This is a genomic window from uncultured Sulfuricurvum sp. (assembly GCF_937936435.1).
In the GTDB taxonomy this organism is placed as follows: Bacteria; Campylobacterota; Campylobacteria; order Campylobacterales; family Sulfurimonadaceae; genus Sulfuricurvum.
Window position 1 is genome coordinate 1 of the sequence record NZ_CALDDG010000124.1, and the last position, 22,949, is coordinate 22,949.

At 47.6% G+C, this 22,949-nt stretch carries 23 protein-coding genes; 17 read left to right on the forward strand and 6 right to left on the reverse strand.

Translation table 11 applies throughout. From position 1 onward, the window contains the following. The 5 genes from Q0389_RS11750 to Q0389_RS11770 form a co-directional block, all read left to right on the forward strand. The coding region (locus Q0389_RS11750) for an NAD(P)/FAD-dependent oxidoreductase (RefSeq protein ID WP_298694358.1) at positions 1 to 994 on the forward strand (994 nt) is incomplete at its 5' end. Positions 995 to 1,144: 150 nt separating this feature from the next. Beyond that, on the forward strand, positions 1,145 to 2,971 hold the full coding sequence (gene amt / locus Q0389_RS11755; RefSeq protein WP_298694360.1) for an ammonium transporter: 1,827 nt from the start codon (positions 1,145 to 1,147) through the stop codon (positions 2,969 to 2,971). Between the two features lie 41 nt (positions 2,972 to 3,012). Next, complete coding sequence (locus tag Q0389_RS11760) at positions 3,013 to 4,266, forward strand: NAD(P)/FAD-dependent oxidoreductase (protein WP_298694362.1); 1,254 nt, start codon at positions 3,013 to 3,015, stop codon at positions 4,264 to 4,266. A 90-nt stretch (positions 4,267 to 4,356) separates the two neighbouring features. Then, positions 4,357 to 5,400 carry a YjgN family protein gene (locus Q0389_RS11765; protein ID WP_298694363.1) on the forward strand — a complete coding sequence of 348 codons (1,044 nt, stop codon included), beginning with the start codon at positions 4,357 to 4,359 and terminating at the stop codon, positions 5,398 to 5,400. Beyond that, on the forward strand, positions 5,400 to 6,410 hold the full coding sequence (locus Q0389_RS11770; RefSeq protein WP_298694395.1) for a M48 family metallopeptidase: 1,011 nt from the start codon (positions 5,400 to 5,402) through the stop codon (positions 6,408 to 6,410). The genes Q0389_RS11765 and Q0389_RS11770 overlap by 1 nt, the downstream gene beginning before the upstream one ends. Here the strand turns inward: Q0389_RS11770 and Q0389_RS11775 are convergent, their stop codons facing one another. Continuing rightward, positions 6,411 to 6,620 carry a hypothetical protein gene (locus tag Q0389_RS11775; protein WP_298694364.1) on the reverse strand — a complete coding sequence of 70 codons (210 nt, stop codon included), beginning with the start codon at positions 6,618 to 6,620 and terminating at the stop codon, positions 6,411 to 6,413. Positions 6,621 to 6,799: 179 nt separating this feature from the next. On the opposite strand from Q0389_RS11775, the gene Q0389_RS11780 reads away from it, so the two are divergent. The 12 genes from Q0389_RS11780 (at position 6,800) to Q0389_RS11835 (ending at position 17,132) form a co-directional block, all read left to right on the forward strand. After that, a complete protein-coding gene (locus Q0389_RS11780; RefSeq protein WP_298694366.1) occupies positions 6,800 to 7,453 on the forward strand; it encodes a GNAT family N-acetyltransferase in 654 nt (217 codons plus the stop codon). A 69-nt stretch (positions 7,454 to 7,522) separates the two neighbouring features. Beyond that, positions 7,523 to 8,485, forward strand: a complete 963-nt coding sequence (locus Q0389_RS11785) for an HlyD family efflux transporter periplasmic adaptor subunit (protein WP_298694367.1) — start codon at positions 7,523 to 7,525, stop codon at positions 8,483 to 8,485. Beyond that, positions 8,469 to 9,413, forward strand: a complete 945-nt coding sequence (locus Q0389_RS11790; protein WP_298694369.1) for an ABC transporter ATP-binding protein — start codon at positions 8,469 to 8,471, stop codon at positions 9,411 to 9,413. The genes Q0389_RS11785 and Q0389_RS11790 overlap by 17 nt, the downstream gene beginning before the upstream one ends. After that, positions 9,403 to 10,542: an ABC transporter permease gene (locus Q0389_RS11795; protein WP_298694371.1), complete on the forward strand. Its 1,140-nt coding sequence runs from the start codon at positions 9,403 to 9,405 to the stop codon at positions 10,540 to 10,542. Before Q0389_RS11790 ends, Q0389_RS11795 begins: the two co-directional genes overlap by 11 nt. A 190-nt stretch (positions 10,543 to 10,732) precedes the next feature. Next, complete coding sequence (locus Q0389_RS11800) at positions 10,733 to 11,797, forward strand: hypothetical protein (RefSeq protein ID WP_298694373.1); 1,065 nt, start codon at positions 10,733 to 10,735, stop codon at positions 11,795 to 11,797. Between the two features lie 157 nt (positions 11,798 to 11,954). Next, positions 11,955 to 12,353, forward strand: a complete 399-nt coding sequence (locus Q0389_RS11805; RefSeq protein WP_298694375.1) for a hypothetical protein — start codon at positions 11,955 to 11,957, stop codon at positions 12,351 to 12,353. Positions 12,354 to 12,419: 66 nt separating this feature from the next. Beyond that, positions 12,420 to 13,049 carry a hypothetical protein gene (locus Q0389_RS11810; protein ID WP_298694377.1) on the forward strand — a complete coding sequence of 210 codons (630 nt, stop codon included), beginning with the start codon at positions 12,420 to 12,422 and terminating at the stop codon, positions 13,047 to 13,049. 59 nt (positions 13,050 to 13,108) lie between these two features. Then, on the forward strand, positions 13,109 to 13,981 hold the full coding sequence (locus tag Q0389_RS11815; RefSeq protein WP_298694378.1) for a hypothetical protein: 873 nt from the start codon (positions 13,109 to 13,111) through the stop codon (positions 13,979 to 13,981). Further along, positions 13,966 to 14,535, forward strand: a complete 570-nt coding sequence (locus Q0389_RS11820; RefSeq protein ID WP_298694380.1) for a cysteine peptidase family C39 domain-containing protein — start codon at positions 13,966 to 13,968, stop codon at positions 14,533 to 14,535. Before Q0389_RS11815 ends, Q0389_RS11820 begins: the two co-directional genes overlap by 16 nt. 93 nt (positions 14,536 to 14,628) lie before the next feature. Next, on the forward strand, positions 14,629 to 15,399 hold the full coding sequence (locus Q0389_RS11825) for a polysaccharide deacetylase family protein (RefSeq protein ID WP_298694381.1): 771 nt from the start codon (positions 14,629 to 14,631) through the stop codon (positions 15,397 to 15,399). A 112-nt stretch (positions 15,400 to 15,511) separates the two neighbouring features. Then, positions 15,512 to 16,633, forward strand: coding sequence for a hypothetical protein (locus Q0389_RS11830; protein ID WP_298694383.1), 1,122 nt, complete (start codon positions 15,512 to 15,514; stop codon positions 16,631 to 16,633). Positions 16,634 to 16,718: 85 nt separating this feature from the next. Beyond that, positions 16,719 to 17,132, forward strand: coding sequence for an Rrf2 family transcriptional regulator (locus Q0389_RS11835; RefSeq protein ID WP_298694384.1), 414 nt, complete (start codon positions 16,719 to 16,721; stop codon positions 17,130 to 17,132). On the opposite strand, the gene cobA is transcribed toward Q0389_RS11835, so the two are convergent. The 5 genes from cobA to cysD form a co-directional block, all read right to left on the reverse strand. Then, the gene (gene cobA, locus Q0389_RS11840; protein ID WP_298694386.1) at positions 17,125 to 17,940 is read right to left on the reverse strand and encodes a uroporphyrinogen-III C-methyltransferase; all 816 of its coding nucleotides are present in this window, start codon (positions 17,938 to 17,940) and stop codon (positions 17,125 to 17,127) included. The genes Q0389_RS11835 and cobA overlap by 8 nt on opposite strands. Next, positions 17,937 to 19,244, reverse strand: coding sequence for an aminotransferase class V-fold PLP-dependent enzyme (locus Q0389_RS11845; protein WP_298694388.1), 1,308 nt, complete (start codon positions 19,242 to 19,244; stop codon positions 17,937 to 17,939). The genes cobA and Q0389_RS11845 overlap by 4 nt, the downstream gene beginning before the upstream one ends. Continuing rightward, positions 19,216 to 20,799, reverse strand: a complete 1,584-nt coding sequence (locus Q0389_RS11850) for a nitrite/sulfite reductase (RefSeq protein WP_298694390.1) — start codon at positions 20,797 to 20,799, stop codon at positions 19,216 to 19,218. The genes Q0389_RS11845 and Q0389_RS11850 overlap by 29 nt, the downstream gene beginning before the upstream one ends. A gap of 10 nt (positions 20,800 to 20,809) precedes the next feature. Continuing rightward, a complete protein-coding gene (gene cysN / locus Q0389_RS11855; RefSeq protein WP_298694392.1) occupies positions 20,810 to 22,216 on the reverse strand; it encodes a sulfate adenylyltransferase subunit CysN in 1,407 nt (468 codons plus the stop codon). Beyond that, the coding region (gene cysD, locus Q0389_RS11860; RefSeq protein WP_298694394.1) for a sulfate adenylyltransferase subunit CysD at positions 22,216 to 22,949 on the reverse strand (734 nt) is incomplete at its 5' end. The genes cysD and cysN, both read right to left, overlap by 1 nt.

A 22,949-nucleotide genomic window follows, 5' to 3' on the forward strand; every position in this document is an offset into this window, starting at 1 on the left:
CCTCAGCGGTCTGTATGCCGCCTCTCTTTTGCAGAAAAACTATCATATTACCGTTTTTGAAGCGCGTGATCGGCTCGGCGGACGGGTCCATACCGTCGACGGATTCGATATGGGCCCAAGCTGGGTTTGGGGGCATCATCGTCGTATCCTCACTCTGATCCGCGCACTGGGTTTGCAACTCTTTACTCAATATGACAGCGGATTGGCACTGTATGAAACACCCAAAAAGATCGAAGCATTTCAACCTTCTCCCACTCCTCCCGCGGGAAGAATCCGAGGAGGCGTTCGATCGCTGATCGATGCCCTCGCTTCTACGCTAGACTCCGTCACGATACGAATCGGTGAAGCGGTGGACAAACTGCATGATGCAACGGACCACATCGAACTGTACACGTCACAGGGAGAATATCGTTTCGATCTTGTTATTTCAACCCTTCCCCCCCGACTCGCTGCGGAAACGCTCGACTACGATCCACCGTTGCCCCATGATATATCGGAGTCTTTTAAGAATATGCCTACGTGGATGGGGCACAGTGCCAAATGTGTCATTGAATTTAATGAACCTTTCTGGCGTCCGCTTGGACTGAGCGGGTTTTGTTTTAGCCACAGCGGACCGATGGGAGAGATCCACGATGCCTGTACTCCCAATCGGTATGCTCTATTCGGTTTCATTAACGCACACGCCGATATGGAACATATCGAAACCGACTGTATCCGACAGCTCAGACGCCTTTTTGGAGATGCCGCAACAGACGTTCTTTCATTTCATTGTGTTGATTGGAGAAAGGAGCGATACAGTGCTACAATGGCTGATGGCACCCCTCGCAGCGCACATCCTGATTACGGCATCGAAGCCTCCTGCTTCGGGGACAAGCTCCTTTTTATAGGAACGGAAACCTCCTATGACGAAGGGGGCTATCTCGAAGGTGCACTCGCATCATGTGAACGCCTCAATCGATTTCTACGCTGCGAAGAAGCTATTGACGGCCGTTGAAACCAAAATGTATAAAAATTAATGTACAATTGCACACCGCAGTTGTATAGTAATTCATCAAAATACGACACCAAAGAGACAATATGATCCTACAAAAAATATTCCCGCAGAATGATTTAACCCCGTTTTCAAGCTATTCATGGAACACGAATGCATTCACCTACTGATGTCGACCTGCTCTGGGTCATATTGAGCGGGATCTTAATTTTTACAATGCAGTTGGGGTTTGCGATGGTCGAAACGGGCACAGTCCGTTCCAAAAACACGATCAACGTTGCCATGAAAAATCTCATCGACACCATCTTCGGCGTAATCTGCTTTTGGCTGATCGGTTTTGGGCTGATGTTCGGTTCCGATATAGGAGGCATAATCGGAACGACCCATTTTTTGATCGATGGGCAAGATCCGATACAAAACGGATTTTTCTTTTTTGAAGTGATGTTTGCGGCCACTTCGATTACCATTGTCTCCGGCGCGGTTGCCGAACGGATGAAATTTAACGGTTACGTTATCGTTTCCATCGTTGTCATTTCATTGATATATCCTATTTTCGGCCATTGGGCCTGGAGTGAACACGGCTGGCTCAGAGAAATGGGATTTATCGACTTTGCCGGTTCCACCGTCGTACACTCTATGGGGGCATGGATCGGTCTGGCGGGAGCCATCGTCTTGGGACCCCGCCTCGGACGCTTCAGGAAAGGGGAGATCAAACACTTTGCTCCGAGCAACCACAATTTTATCGTTTTCGGTGTTTTCATCCTATGGTTTTCATGGTTTGCCTTTAATGCCGGAAGCCTTCTTGCCTTCGATCCCTCCGTCACCATCATTTTAATGAATACCCTCATATCAGGCTCTTTTGGCGGATTCGGCGCGTATTTGATCAGCCTCTTTCTCAAAAAAGGGATCGGCGTAGAACTTTTCAGTTTCGGAATCATCTCCGGATTGGTCGGGATAACGGCGGGATGTGCCGAATTCTCGATCTCCGAAGCCGCTTTCGTCGGTTTTGTCTCGGCTCCGATCATGTATTTCTTCGATCAACTGCTGCTTAAAAAGTTTCATGTCGACGATCCTTTAAGCGTCGTGGGAATTCACGGGTTTGCCGGAATATGGGGTACTTTTGCCGTAGGATTATTTGCTCCGCTTAAAGAGGGGATGAGCCGCATGGAACTGATCGGAGTACAATCGCTCGGAATCCTTAGCGCATTCGTATTTGCCTTCGGAACCGGACTGGTACTGTTTTGGGTATTGCACCGTTTTGACAGTCTGCGGGTCTCAGGACGCAATGAGGTGATCGGTCTGAACGTTGCGGAACATCATGCGAGACTCCCATGGGTCGAAACGATTGAGAGTATTATACGTATAATGAAAACCGGTAATCTCAAAACCAAAATCTACGAAGAGCGCGATACGGAAGTCGGAATCGTCGCCCGTTTCTTCAACTATCTTCTTCAGATGCTCCACGATAAACAAGTGGAACTGAAACTGAACAATACGCTTTTACGCTCGAAAGCCCAGAGCGATCCGTTGACCGCTTTGCTCAACCGTCGCGGACTGATGGAGCAAATCGAGGGCAAAGCTCCTTTCGATCAACGATTTTCACTCATCATCATCGACATCGACCATTTCAAATCGATCAACGATACCTATGGTCATGCGATAGGCGACAGCGTTTTAAAAGAGCTGGCACACATTATCAAAAAATCGGTGCACGACGAGGATAAAGTCGCACGATGGGGCGGCGAAGAATTCGTCGTGATTACGCAAACGCTCGACATCGCGGATACCGAATATCTCGCTGAAAAGATCCGTATGGCGGTGGAAGAGTATCACTTCGCCGCCGTCAATCGTATCACCTGCTCATTCGGCGTCAGTACGCCTAAAAATAAAACTATCCGATTCGATACCCTGTTTGAAAATGCCGATAAAGCCCTCTATCAGGCCAAAAAACTCGGACGGAACCGTGTGTGCTCATGGTAAGCGCACTTTGAATTTCGGCTTTTGCATCGCTATAATGGCGCATGCGAAACTCCTCTGAATCTTCTTATGATCTCATCGTCGTCGGTGCCGGTGCGGCAGGGATAATGGCGGCAATCACCGCGGCACGCCACGGGAAAAAAGTGCTTCTGATGGAAAAGCTCTCGAAAATCGCCGCGAAACTCAAAGCGACGGGCGGCGGACGGTGCAATTTAACCAATACTCTCCCGAATGACGAATTCATGTCCCGCTTCGGTCGCGAGGGACGTTTTATGACTACGGCACTCCGATCATTCGATCATAAACGGCTGATCGAATTTTTCGCAGAAATCGGTGTAGAGAGCCATGCCCCCGATGGATATCGCGTCTTCCCTACCTCCCACAGCTCCTCCACAATTATCGCAGCGCTCGAAGAGGAGATGTCACGGATCGGGATAGAACTCATAATTTCCACGCGTGTAGAGCAACTTGAGCATGATACACGGCGCATAACAGGAGTCAGTACCGTCGATACAACCTATTTTGCCCCCAATGTTATTATCGCGACCGGTGGATTGGGATATCCGCAGCTCGGTGCCGAAGGGGACGGATTTTCCATCGCATCCGCCGCCGGGCATACGATTACCGATCTCTATCCGGCTATGATGCCCTTGCAGACTAAAGAGAACTGGGTTGCACAATGCCGCGCCGATACGATTGCAAAAGTCGAACTGCGGATCGATCATCCCAAAGCCAAAAAATTTCGGGCTAAAGGCGATCTGATTTTCACCCAAAACGGTATCCGCGGTCCCGTCGTCCTCGATGCGGCACGTGAAATTACCCCTTTGATCGAACAATACTCAGAAATACCGATTCTCGTCAATCTGACCAAGGGGCTAAACGAAGACCGGATATTATCCCATATCAAAAACGAAATCCACAAGAATCCCGAACAACCGGTCATCACTCATCTGCTCACCCTTCTTCCCGAATCAGTATCCCGCCAGCTCTGTATCCTCGCCGATGCCGATCCTGAAACAGGTTTCAACAAACTCTCCGGAATACAGCGCGACCGTCTTATCAAACTTCTGGCCTGGACACCGCTGACGGTCACCGGGCATGAAGGCTTTAAAATGGCGATGATCACACGCGGAGGGGTCTCGCTCAAAGAGATTTCTCCCGAAACGATGGAGAGTAAAATTCTCAAAGGACTCTATTTTTGCGGTGAAGTGATGAATCTCGACGGTCCGTGCGGCGGATACAATCTTCAATGGTCGTTTGCCAGCGGCTATTTGGCAGGGAAATCCATAGCGCTCTAATCTCTTTACAAATCTCTTTTTTTTGACTATACTCACCCGACATATTTTTTTTTATTTAAAAAAGTGTGATTAAATTCCGAGAGAAGTTCCATGAGTCTACCCCGCAACTACCCCTTTACCTTCACCGGAAACGTAGGAGAATACTTCCGTATCTGGATCGTCAATATCGCTTTAACCTTGGTAACACTCGGTATTTACTCTGCTTGGGCCAAGGTACGTACACAGCGCTGGTTTTACGGTCATACGATACTGGATAATACCGCTTTTTCATATCTGGCAACACCGATCCAAATCCTCAAAGGACGCTTGATTGCGGCAGCTCTGTTGATCATCTACTACATCGCTTCGCACACCGCTCCGCTGATCGCGGGAATTATTATGCTCGCTATCATGATAGGTTCTCCGTGGATCATCGTGCTGGCTCTTCGTTTCGCAGCGCGTCAAAGCTCATACCGCGGCCTGCGCCTCAATTTTTCGGGAACGGTGGGCGAAGCGGCCGTCGTCTATCTCCTGCTGCCGATCACAACTGTTTTAACCGCAGGTCTCTCGTTGCCGTATGTCGCTTACCGCCAAGTACGCTTTTTGGCATCCAATTACGGATACGGAGAGACTCAGAGCGAATATGACGGATCACTTAAACCGTTTTGGGGCGTTTATCTCCTTGCTCTGGCATTGCTGCTGATCCCTATGGGGATCTTGGGCTATGCCGTCTATTCGGCGGCTCAACTCACGGCGATGGGGCTGCCCAAAGAGATCGTCTCCGCTGCCGTCGCTTCGACGGCTATCATCGGTGTAGTCGCTCTCTATCTTACAATCCCCATTCTTAGCGCTTTCGTGCAGGCACGCAAAGCCAATCTTTTTTACAACCATATCGCATTAGGCACTATCCGCTTTCGCTCGACGCAGCGCTCACGCGATATGATCTGGATCTACATCTCGAATATCGTCTTGATTTTCATTACTATCGGGTTGTTCATCCCTTTTGCCAAAGTGCGTCTGGCACGTTACCGTGCGGAGCATTTGACATTGCTTGCTGAAGATTTGGGAGTCTTCACCACGCAGGCTCAAGAAGCGGTCAGTGCAACCGGATCGGAAATCTCCGATCTCTTTGACTTCGATATCGGCATTGCTTGATGAACTTTACAGGAGAGTATTACGACGGACAAAGCTCCATGGGCATTGCCGTCACCCTCAGTTTCGATACAAATACTCTCTTCGTCCGAAACGATACCCTCTCCCTCGATGTCCCGTTTGATGCTCTGCATCTTGATCCGCAGGTCGGGACCTCCCGAAGTATCATCTATCTTCATAAAGGGGGTGAGATTCATAGCAGTGATCATGATGCCTTGAATCTCCTCGAACGTTCCCTTCCTCACAAATCGCCCGAACGCATTGCACGCCGGTTGGAAAGCAAACTTCTCTATGCCGTTGCGGCGCTAATACTGACCGTCTCGATCATAGCGGGATTTTTGCGCTACGGTCTACCCGAAATCGCTCGTTATGCGGCAAATCATCTTCCCCCTTCGACCGAAGAGCAAATCGGCTCACAAGCCCTCAGTTCTCTCGATCAGCTCTATCTGAATAAAAGTACCCTCTCTCAGATACGCCAGAACTCGATCCGGTCCGAACTGGCAGATTTTTGCCGACGAACCGAATGTCCCCAATATCGGCTGCTTTTCCGTAACAGTACGTCGTTGGGAGCCAATGCCTTTGCCCTCCCAGGGCATACCGTCGTCATCACCGACCAGTTGATCGAAAAATCCCATAACGATGAAGAAATTCTGGCCGTTTTGTCTCACGAACTGGGTCATATCCGCTATAACCATATCCTCAGAACACTGCTTCAGTCGATGGGATCGGGGGTGGTACTCGTGGTCATTACGGGGGATATCAGCAACTTTTCCGATCTTGCCGCAGGACTTCCGGCGGTATTGCTCCAACAGGGGTATTCACGCGATATGGAAGACGAAGCCGATACCTATGCTCTGCACTCTCTTCAAAACGCCCGAATCTCTCCGCAGCGTTTCGCTGACATCCTGACGCGCATCGATACGAAAGGGATAAAAACGGCAACTCTCTTCTCTTCCCATCCAGATACGCAAAAACGGATTCAAGCCTTTATACGGGCGACAGAGAAACACTGATCAATAAAAATCGTATTTTCCTGCTTCGACGTCGGCTTTGATCTCATCAAGCGCTTCTTGTATGAGAGACAAAAGAACTTTTGCCGCTGCTTTGTCGTCGACTTCGGGAATGTCCCAGTCGGTGATCGTCATATTGGTCTTGAACAACATTTCAACCTCCATCCGGATTTCGTCTCTTCGGTTTTCGAACTCTTTTTGTATCGCGTCCATGATCTCCTCCTCGGATTAAAACTCTAGCTCTATTGTAGCACTAATAAGGATACTGCTTAATTTTTAACCCCCATTATGTGATCCGCAGCGGTATAATGGACTAACTCGCTTTGTTTCTATTAAATCGGTTTGCTCTTTATAAGCCTTTTGACTACCTAAAAGTGCGTAAAGGGTTTATCATGGAATATCATCTTCGCAATCTCGACCGCAAAGGCTATATCGCTTCCATCGCTTTAATCGATGATCCGAAAACACTTCGCTTTGCCGATCAGTCTTTGGCATGGTGGGATCGTCATTTCAGCTGGAAGGCGCAGGGATGCACTGTTTTATGCGATGACAAAGGCAATCACCTCTCCTATCTCTTCTCCAAAATAGACCGTTACGGCGAATATATCACCCTCTACAACCTTTTTACTCCCGCCCTTCAACGGCGAAAAGGATACGCAAAACATCTTCTGAGTCTCATCATGGCCGATGCACTGAAGCGCCATGCCCGCCGCATCACGTTTTCTTCCGTCTCCGAATCGTTAAATTTTTATTCGGCACTCGGATTCATCTACTGGGGAATCAACGATATCGGTGACTATTACTGCAATCTTCCTCTCCCGAACGAGGGTCTTGAGGGGATGGAGAGTATGATCCAAGAGCGCAGTACCGAATCGCTGCTGGGGAAAAATATCGAAAAGATTTATGCAAAAGTACACGGCAACGAATCGAATCTGACCTTGAACCAAACCATCAAATACGGCAAAGATATCGAAAAACTGGGTAAACAATACCTCAGTGACGAACTGCAGGAAATCCATACGGCACAAGAAGAGAACAATCTCTGAAAAAGAGAATGAGCCTTTTGCTATAATCATTGCATAGAGTGTCGATACCTCCGAAGCAAAGGGTATTTCATGTATCAAATAATTATCGGTTTTTGTCTCTGTGCATTATGGATGACGGGATGCACCCAAAAAGCTCCCGACACATATCAGGGATACGTCGAAGGCGAATACGTCAATATCTCCTCATCCCAAAGCGGAAGATTGGATAAACTGTTCGTCAAACGGGGGATGAACGTCGCATCCGGGGATCCTCTATTCACCCTCGATTCAGCTAACGAGACGGCGTTACTGCACCAAAACGAATCGGAACTCGACTCTGCACGAGCTTCGCTAAGCGACATGCAAAAAGGCTCCCGTCCCGAAGAGATAGAAGTGATAAAAGCTAAAATGCTTCAGGCTAAAGCCGATGCCCTCTACTATCAAGGACAGCTCAAACGCAATCAGGCTCTGTATAAAGAACACGCCGTTTCAAAAGAGATTTTAGAGAGCACTGCCGCTTCGTCACAACGCACTTCGGCACTCGTTCTCGAATTAGAACACGATCTTAAAGTGGCGCAACTTGGTACCCGAAAAGATCAAATAGAGGCTCAAAAAGGGAAAATCAGCCAAATCGAAGCGCTGATTGCCCAATCGTTGTGGCGCTTAAGCGAAAAAGCGCTCAAAGCGCCGAGCAATGCCATGGTATTCGATACACTCTACCGTGAAGGGGAATTTGTCCCCTCCGGAGGAATCGTCGTCCGTCTCCTGCCGCCACAAAACCGCAAAATACGTTTTTTTGTCCCTCAAAATATCGTCAAAAGGCTCTCAACAAACCAAAAGGTCCTCTTTTCGATGATGGACAATGCAAAAAGCTACGAAGGAACCATCACCTTTATCTCCCCGGAAGCCGAATACACTCCCCCGCTGATATACAGTAACGAGTCCAAAGAGCGGCTCGTATTCATGGTAGAAGCCTACCCAAAATCCGCCGATGCGACACTGTTTCATCCCGGTGAACCCATACAGGTGACGATCGATGCATCCAAACACTGATTTGGCGATCGACGTCGAAGGTCTGCAAAAATATTTCGGAGACAAACACGTCGTCAAAGACCTCTCATTGCAGGTCAGACGGGGAGAAATCGTCGGTTTTCTGGGCCCGAACGGGAGCGGAAAAACCACCGCTATTCGGATGATGTGCGGCCTGCTCACCCCGGACGGAGGTTCGGGAAGCTGTCTGGGATATGACATCGCGACCCAAAGCGATGCGATCAAACGCGAAGTGGGATACATGACGCAGCGGTTCTCCTACTGGGAAGATCTGAGTATACGCGAAAACCTCGAATTCGTCGCCCGCATCTATGAACTCGACAATGCCCATGCCATCGTCGAAGAGGCACTCGATAATCTCGGTCTCGCCTCCCGCGCCCATCAACTGGCCAAAACGCTCTCGGGAGGGTGGAAACAACGTCTCGCGCTCGCCGCGTGCATGCTTCGCAAACCCCGCCTGCTCCTGCTGGACGAACCGACTGCCGGCGTCGATCCCAGTGCCCGCAGAGATTTCTGGGACGAACTTCACTCTCTCGCCGCACAAGGGGTTTCGGTTCTGATCAGCACCCACTACATGGACGAGGCCGAACGGTGCCATTCGCTCGCCTATATCGCGTACGGAAATCTCCTCGCCAAAGGAAAAGCGCAGGATATCATCGCCGAGCAGTCCCTGATCACCTACAGCGTTTTCGGCGGAGAGCTGACAAGCCTCTCAGAATGTCTCAAACGCTATGAGGGTGTAGAACAAACCGTCATCTTCGGTCAGTCGCTCCACGTCAGCGGAAAAGAGGAGCGCGCATTGCTTCATGCCCTTCACAGCGCATGCGATACCCGTTTCGAATACCGGAAAATCGCGACCTCCCTCGAAGACGTTTTTATCTACATCATGAAACACTCCACCGATAACTTCGGAGGCAGCGATGAACACTAAAATCTTCAGCCTAAAACGGTGGTGGGCCATCATCATCAAAGAGTTTTTGCAGCTCAAACGTGACCGTGTCACCTTCGGGATGATGATCGGTATCCCGATCATACAGCTGACGCTGTTCGGATATGCCATCAATACCGATCCCAAACATCTCCCGACTGCCGTCGTAGCCTACGACGAGAGCGAATTTACCCGCAGTTTTATCGCCGGGATGAAGAACTCGGACTATTTTCAAATCATCGATACCCCGCGCGATGAACACAGTGCCAAAGAGTTGCTGCGTCAGGGGAAAATCTTGTTTATCCTTACGATCCCGGCCGACTTCACCCATAAACTGCTCCGATACGAGCACCCGTCCTTGCTTTTTGAAGCCGACGCCACCGATCCCATAGCCGTAGGAGCCGCCCTCTCGGCGCTCGATCCGATCCGAACTTCTCTGATGCACAAAGATTTCACGGGAGCCCTCTCCGATCACAGCCCGATCCAGGCCCCTTTTGATATACGGATACACCGCCTCTACAATCCTGAGACGATCACCCAGTACAACATCGTTCCGGGATTGATGGGGGTCGTACTCACCTTTACTCTGACGATGATGACGGCGCTTGCCATCACCCGTGAAAACGAGAAAGGGACGATGGAAAACCTCCTCGCTACCCCTGCACAGCCGCTTGAGATCATGAGCGGAAAGATCATCCCCTACGTCTTTATCGGATTGATTCAATCCACGATTATTCTGGCTGCCGCCTATACCCTTTTCGCCGTTCCGTTTGAAGGCTCTTTGCTCAATGCCTACTCTATTATCCTGTTGTTTATCGTCGTCAATCTCACGATCGGTATCACGATCTCATCTCTCGCCCAAAATATGCTTCAGGCGATGCAGCTCTCGGTTTTTTATTTTCTCCCCAGCATTTTGCTTTCGGGATTTATGTTCCCGTTTTTGGGGATGCCGAAATGGGCACAAGTCATCGGAGAGCTGCTGCCGCTTACCCATTTTAACCGTCTGATTCGGGGAATCGTCCTCAAAGGAAACGGATTTTGGGAACTTTGGCCCAATATCTGGCCTCTACTGATCATCGGAGTCCTCACAATGACTGTCGCCGTGAAATTTTATCGTCGCACTTTGGATTAACGATATCTAAACAAACGAATAAAAGATATTTGATGATTTGTATCAATAATACAGTCTAATTTAGATTTATATCTTTTATCGATCTAGCCAATTACATATTTTCAATAATAAACTGATATAAACAGAATCAATGGAACATTATTTGCTTTTGTTTATTTAGAAAATTATTATCTTACAAAAGGAGTTACTTATGTACGTCAGCAGTACATCATCAGCCTCTTTATTTTCAACTTCTGCCATCACGAAAAATTCGGCTGTATCATCGGAAGATTCAATTGTCGTCACCAGTAGTAGTTCAACGAATTCCACTTCTTCAACATCGAGCGTTAATGCGACTATCTCAACCAAATGGGGATTCAAAGTCGATGAAAATGGCTTTTTCGGAACTGATTTTAACAAAGCCGCAGGGATTCCCTCTAATGTCAAGATCAACCAAAAACAGATGGAAACCGTCGAACAATATACTAAAATCGTTGGTTCGAGCGACGATCCGGTGACTGCTTTAGGTAAAGTTTGGAATTTTTTCAGCAAGGTAGCCGGAAGCTCACTTGATGCTGACGGGAGTATGACGATTGAACAGGTTGCTAAAATGCCTTGGAGTTTTCAATCAAACGGTAGCTTACTTGATAGTCCAGTCAGCGTACAAAAAACGAATGCTGAATACACAAAAGTTAATAATCCTTCCAACTTAATTGGAGGAATGTCACAAAATACACTTGATACCGGACTAAGATTATTCATTGGTGGTCAAAACAGTGGATCACAGACAGATCAAGATGTTTCTTATTGGCAAGATTTTTATCAATCAGAGTATGGTGTTAATTATGATTCTTCTGAAACATCAAATGAGGTTTCAGTGGGAGAACTTTTTGGCTGTTTTTGTATGGACGCTATGGTTTTAGATCAAACAACCTTTGATAATACTAAGGCCTACTACTCATTTTTAGAAAGTGGTCAAGATTTTGAGTCTTACCTAACGGATAAATTTGGAGCCGATTACGTCGCAAATATTTCGGATGGAGTTGCAAAAGCTTTTGATGATCCAAATATGTTTGATACGTTAATGAAAGAGATCAATCAATCAATGAAAGATACATACAGCGACTATCTTTCCACTCAGAATATCACTGCGGATTCAATTCCTAACAGTACCGATAATAATTCATCGCCAAACTCTATACTTTCATCGGCGTATCAGACACTCAAAAATACCAAATTACCGGGTGCAGGGAGTTTAATCAATCTCGGCGTATAATAATAAAAAAAATTATAATGAATTTAAGTATGTTTAAGTATGTTTAAGTATGTTTAAGTATGTTTAAGTATACAATACCGCGTTCAAGGGCATTTTCGTCTGCAAAACTGTTTATGCCCTTGAAATACACTAACTTTCATTAGGTACGAGGTATATCATGCAAAAAGTGTTCCGTAAAACACTCTTGGCTTCTCTTCTTTTGTCCGCTTCGGCATTTGCCGCCGAATCCAATCTTCTCGCATTAGCTACGAGTGGTGCCGTCACTGCTGAAAAATCGGCTACAGTAGCGCTCAATGACGATGAGATGAAATCTGTTGTCGGTGGATATTATCAGTATAAACAAACTGTTTACACAAGCTTGTATAAACAGTCAGTCGGGATCATTACTGAGGGCTATTTAGGAAACTCTGCAACGATGTATGCACGAAAAATGAATAATGGCTCTATTTCTGTCTGGATTAATTATACATCGGGAGGCTATACTTATCAAGCGTATGGTACTGAAGCAACGCGGTTAATCAACCTTTATGGAACTCAAGCTAAAAGTTATTTATAAATAACAAATAGGAACGATTTTTGCTTACTAAATTTCGTTCCTATACTAACATTTGGAGTAGTCTTTATGTACACTCATCAAACAGGTTCATTCTACACCCTTTACTTACAAAACAACTACTATGCACAACAAACACTAGAAAATAGAGCTGCTATCGAAAAGAGCGGTGGTAATTGGGCAGCGTCAGGGGAGTTGGATAAAGGATTGGACGATTATCTTAATAAAATTATTGATAATATCCCTGAGCTTAAAGAAGCAGAACAGAAAGGAATCGGTATTGGTGTTGTTGTTTTACCCGAAAGTGCCTCCGATGATCTAAAGCAAAGCGTCTCTTTTGCAACCGATAGGATGATGAAAGATGGAGTAGACCCCGATGTTTTAAAAGGTGTTTTAGGTGTTGTAAAAGGAGAATGGTCAGGGGATGTAGAAATGCACAATGGATATGCTCTTAGTAAAAACGATACATTTTCATACGATATGTCTTCTTTAAATAATATCATTGATAAAGTTAAAAACGCTTATGGAACCGATAAAACCCTGAGCGAGGCATTGTCCAAATTTGCCGATTATCTCAATGATATTTGGGGTCATTTGAATAAAGAGGCAGGAAATAACAATGCAGGAAGTATTTTTACCCCTTCAGGTAAACTCTCTTCGGAAGAGAAAAAAGGGCAGCTTTTAAATACATCCGCTTGACCTGTATACAATTCACAACTATCAATAACGCTGTTACGACAACTCAAAAAATCTTCAAAATGAAAGAAAATAACATGGTGTTTAAAAAATATCTTCTACCATTATTAGGCTGTGTAAGTTTCGTGTTTGCATCCGATCCTGTTACACTGGACTCAATGTTTCAAAATCAACAAGGACTAAGAAGCATTACGACCTTTCAAACACTATCAAGCGGCAACGCAAATACATTTGCTACCTATCCTGATTTGGTGGCTGTGGATGAGGGAAAGTATTATCAGGATGTAAAAATATTTTCCGTAACTCAAACTTTTCTTTATGATATTACGCAAAAGTTTGATGCATTGGTTTCTGCAAATGGAAGTATAAAAAGAAAAGAGTACTATGATTTTTTTGACGGGTATGGACATCAAAATACTACAGAGTTCGATTCACTATGGGTGGGGGGAACCTATTCGTTTGATGCTATTGACGATTTCAAACCGTATTTGACATTGCAAGCATCCCTCTATCAAAAAGAGCACTATCTTGATAGTACTAAAAATACATACGCAAACTCTTACTCGGCAAAACTTGCATTTCGGAATTATTCCGATCCCGTTATTTCAACCTTGTATGTCGGTACCATGTACAACAGAGCTAAAGAAATTGCAGGATATAAAGTAGAAAATGGCAACGTATTTTCAGCAGGATTAGATTTTTCAATCATTTTAAGTCCCAAAATAGCGTTAGATTTAGGAGCGGAGCAACGTTATCAGACCGAAACAAAAATAGATGGAGTCGCGTATTCAAATGCCGCCGCTATTTCTACAATGACAATCGGAGCTACCTATTCAATGAGTTCAAAAAATTCGTTATCTATTTCAAGTTCTATAGGAGGATCATCCAAATCACCCGATTCCATTTTCTCCGTTTCGTTATGGCACAAGTTCTGATACGGTTGTTTCTTTTCATCGCACTATCACTTGGTGCGGATGAAGCAACAAATTTTAAAGCGATACCTTTTTCAGCTTCCAAGCTCAAAGGTACGGTTTTACAAGGTTACGAGCTTTCCTGCGGGGCGGCGGCGTTGGCGACAATGATGAATCTTTATGGAAAAAAAACTACCGAGAAGGATATTCTCGATAAAGCCTCTACGACCGATATGCTAAGCTTTGCGCAAATGGCAAACATATCCAAAGAGTTCGGATTTAACGCTTCGGGATATAAAATCGATACTTCTATATTCGAATCGCTCAAAGTTCCCGTGATTGCGAGAATTGATAATCGTGATAACTATGCTCACTTTGTAGTTGTGATGAATCATCCGGGGGATTTTGTGAGCATTCTCGACCCGAGTTTCGGTTCTTACGTTCAAAGCAAAAAAGAGTTTTTCCAATGGTGGAACGAAGAGACATATGGCTATATTCTTGTGGTGATGCCGGAAAAAGTTGCCTCATTTCCGACTATTCCCTTGAATTTGCCGAACCGAGCACTTTTTATGCGATAATCAAGTCAGCCAAATGTTTATAATAGGGCAAATAATTTAAATAAACCTTTCCTTTGCTATAATCGCGGCTATTTTTAGTGAAACGACATACCTATGGCAAAACTTTTTCTCTTCTTGTTATTCATATGCAAACTTGCCCTCTTGGCCGATACTGTTTACGATATCCGTGGTGCGTCTCCTCTTTTGGATGCCAACATGACTCAATTTCTGGACAAATGGCGTTTTGATACGATCACACCTGTACAATCGGGAGTATATCCAAACGTCATTGTCAACGGCGATCCTGCCCGTACCAACATCGCTCTGACTTTCGACGACGCTCCGGATGAAAACAATACCGCCCATCTTCTCGATATTCTCAAATCCCGCCATATCAAGGCAGCTTTTTTCATGATCGGAACCACGATGGAGGAGAGCAATGCCACGGTGGTCAAACGTGCCGACGAGGAGGGGCATCTCGTCCTAAACCATACCTTTACCCATCCCCATCTCAGTAATCTCGATGAAAACAACATCACCGATCAGCTCGATCGTGCCGCCACCCGTATCGAGGAGATTACGGGGCACTATCCGATCCTATACCGCCCGCCGTACGGTTCGATCAATCCTCTCGTCGTCCGGACGGTCAATGCCCATGGACTGACGACGGTATTATGGTCTCTCGATTCTCTCGACTGGACGCTTAAAGATCCCGACGCCGTTGTCGAAAACGTAACCTCGCATATCCGTAACGGCGATATTATTTTGATGCATCGTAACCATGTCAGCGTCGCAGCGCTCCCAGCCGTTATCGACCGGCTCAGCAAGATGGGATATACCTTTGTGCGTTTGGACGAGTTGCTCGGTATAAAAGCATATCGGTAAATTACGGTATAATACCCTTACCATTTCGCGCTATCGATCACGCGTAAGAGACTTTTTCTGCGATCGCCATCCCCCCTCTTTGATGAGGCCTATAAATTCAAGGACTTTTTTTATGTCATCCGTTAAACGACAAAACCACCGTATCCACCCCTGTAACACTCAGCGTAAAAACGAACTGCTCCAATTTCTGATAGAGCGTAACAGCGGCAAGCGCATCCTTATTGCCACCTGCGGCAGCAGCGAAGAGCTTGCAACTCTCTTTGCTTCCGAAACCATCACCGTCCTAAACGACGCCGATTTGATCAAAACTCCCGATCTCCGCGCCGATGTCCTCATCAGCTATGATCTTCCGGAAAAAGCGATCGTTTATATGACACGATTCGCACGTGCGGACGAATATGCCCTGATCATCCTCGATGCGGAAGATCAAAAACGGTTGTATCCTATCGAACTTCTTAACGGGCGCACGATTGTCCAGGAAGTCGTCAAAGGGTTCGAACCCGATTTCGGAATTGCCGTAGACAATCAGCAAAAAGCCGAAGCAAAAGCCCGCAGAGAAGAGCGCGAAGCCCGCGAGGCGGAAAGTCCTAGAAACCGTGACAAAAAACCGATTCGTGATACGCGGCCAGAACGCAAACATGACGACGCACGCGGCGACAAACGCTCTTTCCGCGGTCAAGATGACGGCTTCAGCGCTAAAAAACAGCATAACGCCAAACCGCGATTTATCGGCAAAGACGAAAACGGAAAACCGATTTTCGAGGGAAAAACCCGGGAACGCAACCATTACATCGACGGAACACCTCGTTCAGACGCCGAGAAAGCCGCGAGAACCAAATTCGGCAGCAAACCGAAATTCTTTGGGGACAAAGGGAAACCTTCCGAAGATAAAAAAGGATTTGACGGAGAAAAAAAGCCCTACGGCGATAAAAAACCGTTTGGCGAGAAAAAAGCTTACGGAGACAAGAAACCCTACGGAGAGAAAAAATCATCCGGAGACAAATCTTCTTTCGGAGAGAAAAAACCGTTCGGTGAAAAAAAAGCCTATGGCGACAGAAAATCCTACGGAGAGAAGCCGTCATTCGGAGATAAAAAGCCTTACGGAGATAAAAAACCGTATGGAAACAAAAAAGCCCCCGAAGAGAAAAAATCTTCTGAAACGCCTGCCGCACCGAAGCGTCCTCCGCGCCGTATCGATGTAAAATCGTTTAAATCCCCGAAAGAGAAAGAATAATCACTTCTAAATCGATTGACTTTATGGTATATTAACGGAAACTCTATTACAATAGTTTTTTACGATTATATACGGGAGATAAAGAGTGGCAGGAATATCGACAAAAGGGAGTTACGGCCTCGCCGCCATGTATGAATTGGCACTCCATTACGGTCAGGGTCATCTACAGATCCGTGACATCGCCGACAAGGCAAACATTCCTTCAAATTATCTCGAACAGATCCTCTCAACACTCCGTAAAGAGGGGATGATCCAAAGTATCCGCGGAGCCGGCGGCGGTTACCTACTGGCAAAAGCTCCGAACCAGATTCAAGTCTATATGATTTTATTCGCACTGGAAGGAGAACTCTGCCTCCCAGCGGATGAAGGGGTACAACCCGTTTTGCACCTCTACTGGGAACGGGTCAAAGAGGAGATGCGCACCGTTTTTCATGAGACGCTCCAAGATCTCGTCGATAAAGGGAACGAGCTCAATCAACAGACGATGTATTTCATCTGAGTGCCTCGACACTCTTGGCCGCTTGATACAGCGGCAGCTCCCCGTGCAGTTTTACCACCTCTCCGAAAACAATCACTGCCGGCCCGTGTATCGTCGCAGCCGCTTTTTCGAGCCCATCGAGCGTCGTAACGACGCTTTGCTGGTCGGGACGCGACGCATTGGCGACAATGGCGGCGGGAAAATCGCCCGGTATTCCGACGGCGGATGCCGCTTCCGTAATCCGTCCCGCCAGACTCAACCCCATCAATACCACTGTCGTATGGTTCGGGATTTTCAGCAATTCGAGCCAATCGGTATTGAATTTCGAATCTTTCAAATGGGCCGATACGACCGAAAAGCTCGATGCATATCCCCGGGCAGTAGGAGGAATCCCAGCACAGGCGGAACCTGCAACACAGGAAGATATCCCGGCGATGACATCGACCTTGTATCCGTGTTGGAGCAGATATAAAGCCTCTTCGCTCCCCCGTCCGAAGATATAAGGATCGCCGCTTTTGAGGCGAGCGACACTTTTTCCCTGATCCGCATAAAAGGCGATCAACTCGTTGATCTTCTCCTGAGAAAGCGAATGGGCATTTTTTTGTTTTCCCACATAAATTTTTTGCGTCGTTTTCGGGATAACCTCCAGAATTTCGTCGCTGATCAGATGATCGTATAAAACCACCTCTGCCTCGCGGATAATGCGATAGGCTTTGAGGGTGAGCTGTTCGACGTCGCCCAGACCGCACCCGACTAAATAAACCTCTCCTTTTGGTATCGGAACCGACGGCTCCGTTTCAGCGGAGAGGGGATGTATAATTTTACTCATATGAGCCTCTTTACCGATGTATTAATAGCTTCCAACAACGCATCGATATCCTCGATACTCTGCGAATAATGGATGCTGATCCGCAGCCATCCCGGCCGCTCCTGAAACGGTGCATCATCGGCCAGACCAAGCAAATCATGCCCGTAGGGTCCGGCGCACGAGCACCCTGCCCGTGTTTGAAATCCTTCCGATTTGGATAAAACGCTGCATAGCACATACGGATCCAAATCCTGAATATTAAAAGAAGCGATACCGATATTATCGGCATTACGGCAACCGTAACAAATCGCCCCATCGATATTTCGAAGTCCTTCGATAAAACGACGGTACAAACTTTTTTTCCGTTTGGCGATCCACTCGAATCCCAATTCGTTGCGAAGCTGATACGCCAATGCCGCACGAATCAGCTGCAAAATACCGGGAGTTCCGGCGTCTTCGCGATCCTCTGCCTCTTCGATGAAATAATGGGACGTTCGGCTCACATACCGCACCGTCCCTCCGCCTGCAAATGTCGGTGTCGCATCGGCTGAGAGGAGACTTTTACGTATCGCCAGTAATCCGCACGATCCCGGTCCCCCCAACAATTTGTGGGGCGAGTAGAACATCGCATCATACAATTCGCACGGAATATTGATATACGGCGACGATGCCGCCGCATCGAAACATACCGTAGCACCGTAGCGACGTAACAACGCCGATATCTCCGCATACGGGGTAATCGTACCCGTCACATTCGATGCGATACAAAATGCTCCGATGATCTCCCGTTCCGCATTGGCGGCAAGGATCCGTTCCAGTTCTTTGAGATCGACCAACCCTTTCGCATTCAAACCGACCCGTACCGTCTCGCATAACGCTTCCCGGTAACTGATCTCGTTCGAATGGTGTTCGTAAGGGCCTACGATGACCAAGGGCATCGTATCCATCGGAGGCAGTTCACGATAACGTGCCCGCGTCGCAGGAGGGATATAAAGCCCCAGAATCTCCTGCAGTCTCTTCACCGCTCCCGTAGCTCCGCAGCCGCACGGCATTAAAGCAAACTCGGTATCAAGTCCGAGCAGCGTTTTCAAATGTTCCCGTGCTTCGCGGTAATAAGAATCTGTCTGAGCCGCCATCGACGCCTCTTTGGAATGGGTATTGGCATATGTTTCCAACACTTCCCTCATACGCGCTTCAATCGGCTCGTACGCCAATCCCGAAGCGGTAAAGTCAAAGTAACTTTTTTTATGTACGCCTATCGTGTTGCGTACGATCTGCTTGTATTTGTCCCCTTTTTCAAGAAGCGGGCGAAATAGTTGACTCATCGGCGTATTTCTCCCGTAAAAAATTTCCAAATCCCAGATTCGTTGTCGTATCGTATTCGCGGATCAACGATTCGATCAACGGAGCAACCTCCTCGGATGCTACTTTGACTCCGGTTTTGATCGAGAATCGGCTTTTTTCTCCTTCGAGATGGCCTCCGACGATCAGATCGAATCCTTTGAGACGTTCATCCCCCCGTTTCAGCACCGCTCCGGTAAATCCCAGATCCACGATGTGCGGATGGGCGCACGAGTTCGGACAGCCGTTGATACTGATACTGACCGGCTCGTCGAAATCGGGGAATTTCGCATTCAGATAACCGACGACATCGTATGCGAGTTCCTTGGTTTCACTGACGGCGAATTTACAAAAATCAAGTCCGGTACAGGCGAGAGTTCGCGCCTCAAAAACCGACGGATACGGTATGATTCCGACCGCTTTGAGCGTATCGATCAGAGGTTCCGTCGCATCGGAATGGACATTGACGATCACAAAATTCTGAGAGCTGGTCAACGTGATCCCCTCCGCACCGTACAATTCCAGAATCCGCCCCAATTTCAAAAGCTTTTCACCGCCGATTCGTCCACCGATCACGGCACAGCCGATCGTATTATGCGCTTTTTTCACACTCGGTGCGACACCGAAATGCCCTCTGCGCGGATATGGAGTAAAGGCGGCATGATCGAAGCGTTGAAGCGTGATCCCTGAATCCTTCTCCAACTCCTCGACGAACCGTTCTACACCCCATGCTTCCACCAAATGGCCAAGACGGGCTTTGGAACGGTTGTCACGGCGTCCTTCATCCCGATAGATTCGTGCGACCGATTCGGCCAAAGGGACGATTTCACTGCGCTCGATGTAGCCGATGTGATCGGCGATACGGCGGTTGCTCGCCTGCCCGCCGCCGACGCTCACGCTAAAACGGACTTTCCCGTCGGCATGTTTGACGGCAGTAAACGCCAAGTCCTGGACTTCATGGGAAATACAGTGTTTACTGCATCCGTTTACCCCGATTTTGAACTTGCGCGGAAGATTCGAAAATTCCCGATTCTCACGGTACAGATCGTTTAAAGCCGCAACGATGTCTCGTACGTCGTCAATCTGATCGGCATCGATTCCATTGATCGGACAGCAGACGATATTGCGGGGAACATCTCCCGATGCCCCGACCACACTTAGTCCGACCAAAGCGAGATGCCCCAATACATCCGGCAAATCCTCAATGGTGAGCCAATGGAACTGAACATCCTGCCGCGTCGTCAAATCGGCACTGTTACGTGCAAAATCTACCGATATTTGTCCCAGTACCGCAGCTTGTTTCGCATTCAAATATCCCCCGGCTACTTTGACTCTGAGCATATAATACTGGGTTTCGTCACTCTCATCTTGCAAAGTCTTGCTCTGAGTATACAGCCCGTACCATTTGAACCGGTCGATATCTTCGGGATCGATCGCTTCTTTTGTCTGTGCATAGCGGTAAACGTCCGCTATGACTGCCAATCCGTCTTTTTCGCGTTTGATGCGCTCGATACGTTCGGCTTTTGTTTCTGATGCCATCACAGCTCCTTTATACTATTGTCGCGGCATTCCAATGGGGGAAATGCTTTCGGATAAGAGCGTTTAGCTCTACTTCAAACGCACTGGCGCCTCTTTTATCTTCGTTTCCTGCGATTGCACTGCCTGTGATCATTCCGGCGGCAACCGTGTTGTTGGTAATCTTGTCGATGAGGATGAATCCTCCCATCTCACGGTTTTCATCGTACACGTCATACGCGATCGATTCACCCAAAATCAGACGGACGGAACCGATATCGTTCAGTTTCAAATGGTCGCTCTCCAATTGTTCTTGCGTATTGACATCCACGCGATAATTAATCGCATTGACAAAGACAGTCGTTACCGTCGAACCGCGCTTGAACAGATAGCTTTTCCCTGAAGTAAACGTCTCATCATCCATCCAGACCAGATTCGCTATCACCGAATCGCTTTGCGATATGGGTTCATCTGTTTTGGTCAATACGTTACCGCGGCTTATATCGATCTCTTCATTGAGAGTAAACGTTACGGCATCGGAAGCAGATGCCGTATCAAGATTGCCGTCATACGTGACGATCGCTTTGATGGTCGCCTGTTTTCCCGATGGATAAACCGTGATCCCATCGCCTACACTGATGGAACCGGACGCAATCGTTCCGCAGAATCCTCTGAAATCGAGATTCGGACGGTTGACGTATTGCACCACCATCCGAAACGGCGCGTCCGGACGGAGCGATGCGAGAGGCACTTCCTCCAAAATTGAGAGGAGCGTCTCCCCCTGATACCACGGAGTCCGTTCGCTGCGTGTGACGATATTATCCCCGTCCAATGCCGACATAGGGACGGTAAAGACCATTTTGATCCCAAGCTCTTCCGCAAATACGCGGTATTCATTGTTGATCCGTTCAAATACCTTTCGGTCGAAGTTGACCAAATCCATTTTATTGATCGCGACGATCACCGTCCGTATCCCTAAAAGACGGACAATATACGAGTGACGACGCGTCTGGGTGTCGATCCCGTAACGGGCATCGATCAGGATAATCGCTACATCGGCCGTCGATGCCCCCGTCGCCATGTTACGGGTATACTGTTCATGCCCCGGAGTGTCGGCGATGATGAATTTGCGCTTATCGGTCGAAAAATAGCGATACGCCACATCGATCGTAATCCCCTGCTCCCGCTCGCTTTGCAGACCATCCACCAACAATGCCAAATCGATTTTGTCACCGGTCGTCCCGATCCGTTTGCTCTCTTTTTGAAGCGTTTCCAAATGGTCTTCAAAAATCATTTTTGAATCGTGGAGCAATCTCCCGATCAACGTACTTTTCCCGTCGTCCACGCTGCCGCAGGTGATGAAACGGAGCAGCTCTTTGTGTTCTTGCGTATGCAGATAGCTCTCGATATCGGTCGCTATCAGTTCGGATTGATGTGCCATTAGAAATATCCTTCTACTTTTTTCTTTTCCATTGATCCGGCCTGATCCGAATCGATCAGCCGCCCTTGCCGTTCGGACGTTTTCGTCAACAGCATCTCCTGGATAATCTCCGTCAGAGTCGAAGCGCTGCTCTCGACCGCTCCTGTGAGCGGATAGCAGCCCAGCGTACGGAAACGGACACTCTCGATTGTCGGGGCTTCCCCATCTTCGAGAGGAAAACGCTCGTCATCCACCATGATCTTCACTCCGTTGCGCTCGACCACCGGACGCGGTGCCGAGAAGTAAAGCGGCACGATCGGTATGTTCTCCAAATGGATGTATTGCCAGATATCCAACTCCGTCCAGTTCGAGAGGGGAAAAACCCGGATACTCTCGCCCTGATGAATTCGGGAGTTATAGATATTCCACAGTTCCGGACGCTGATTTTTAGGGTCCCAACGGTGATTTTTGTCCCGGAATGAATATATCCGTTCTTTTGCACGGCTTTTCTCTTCGTCCCGTCTCGCCCCTCCGAACACGGCATCGAATTCATAATAGTTCAACGCCTGTTTCAATCCTTCGGTTTTCATGACGTCGGTATAGACCGAACTTCCGTGGGTAAAGGGGGTAATCCCTTTTTCTACCCCTTCGGCATTCACATGGCTCAACAGCGTCAAGCCCAGCTCTTTAACCCGGCGATCCCGAAATTCGATCATCTCTTTAAACTTCCACGTCGTATCGACATGAAGCAGCG

Bases quoted from the DNA above. Each gene is read 5' to 3' on its own strand.
- amt (WP_298694360.1), top strand. From the start codon at position 1,145: ATGCATTCACCTACTGATGTCGACCTGCTCTGGGTCATATTGAGCGGG.
- Q0389_RS11760 (WP_298694362.1), top strand. From the start codon at position 3,013: ATGCGAAACTCCTCTGAATCTTCTTATGATCTCATCGTCGTCGGTGCC.
- Q0389_RS11765 (WP_298694363.1), top strand. From the start codon at position 4,357: ATGAGTCTACCCCGCAACTACCCCTTTACCTTCACCGGAAACGTAGGA.
- Q0389_RS11770 (WP_298694395.1), top strand. From the start codon at position 5,400: ATGAACTTTACAGGAGAGTATTACGACGGACAAAGCTCCATGGGCATT.
- Q0389_RS11775 (WP_298694364.1), bottom strand. From the start codon at position 6,620: ATGGACGCGATACAAAAAGAGTTCGAAAACCGAAGAGACGAAATCCGG.
- Q0389_RS11780 (WP_298694366.1), top strand. From the start codon at position 6,800: ATGGAATATCATCTTCGCAATCTCGACCGCAAAGGCTATATCGCTTCC.
- Q0389_RS11785 (WP_298694367.1), top strand. From the start codon at position 7,523: ATGTATCAAATAATTATCGGTTTTTGTCTCTGTGCATTATGGATGACG.
- Q0389_RS11790 (WP_298694369.1), top strand. From the start codon at position 8,469: ATGCATCCAAACACTGATTTGGCGATCGACGTCGAAGGTCTGCAAAAA.
- Q0389_RS11795 (WP_298694371.1), top strand. From the start codon at position 9,403: ATGAACACTAAAATCTTCAGCCTAAAACGGTGGTGGGCCATCATCATC.
- Q0389_RS11800 (WP_298694373.1), top strand. From the start codon at position 10,733: ATGTACGTCAGCAGTACATCATCAGCCTCTTTATTTTCAACTTCTGCC.
- Q0389_RS11805 (WP_298694375.1), top strand. From the start codon at position 11,955: ATGCAAAAAGTGTTCCGTAAAACACTCTTGGCTTCTCTTCTTTTGTCC.
- Q0389_RS11810 (WP_298694377.1), top strand. From the start codon at position 12,420: ATGTACACTCATCAAACAGGTTCATTCTACACCCTTTACTTACAAAAC.
- Q0389_RS11815 (WP_298694378.1), top strand. From the start codon at position 13,109: ATGAAAGAAAATAACATGGTGTTTAAAAAATATCTTCTACCATTATTA.
- Q0389_RS11820 (WP_298694380.1), top strand. From the start codon at position 13,966: ATGGCACAAGTTCTGATACGGTTGTTTCTTTTCATCGCACTATCACTT.
- Q0389_RS11825 (WP_298694381.1), top strand. From the start codon at position 14,629: ATGGCAAAACTTTTTCTCTTCTTGTTATTCATATGCAAACTTGCCCTC.
- Q0389_RS11830 (WP_298694383.1), top strand. From the start codon at position 15,512: ATGTCATCCGTTAAACGACAAAACCACCGTATCCACCCCTGTAACACT.
- cobA (WP_298694386.1), bottom strand. From the start codon at position 17,940: ATGAGTAAAATTATACATCCCCTCTCCGCTGAAACGGAGCCGTCGGTT.
- Q0389_RS11845 (WP_298694388.1), bottom strand. From the start codon at position 19,244: ATGAGTCAACTATTTCGCCCGCTTCTTGAAAAAGGGGACAAATACAAG.
- Q0389_RS11850 (WP_298694390.1), bottom strand. From the start codon at position 20,799: ATGGCATCAGAAACAAAAGCCGAACGTATCGAGCGCATCAAACGCGAA.
- cysN (WP_298694392.1), bottom strand. From the start codon at position 22,216: ATGGCACATCAATCCGAACTGATAGCGACCGATATCGAGAGCTATCTG.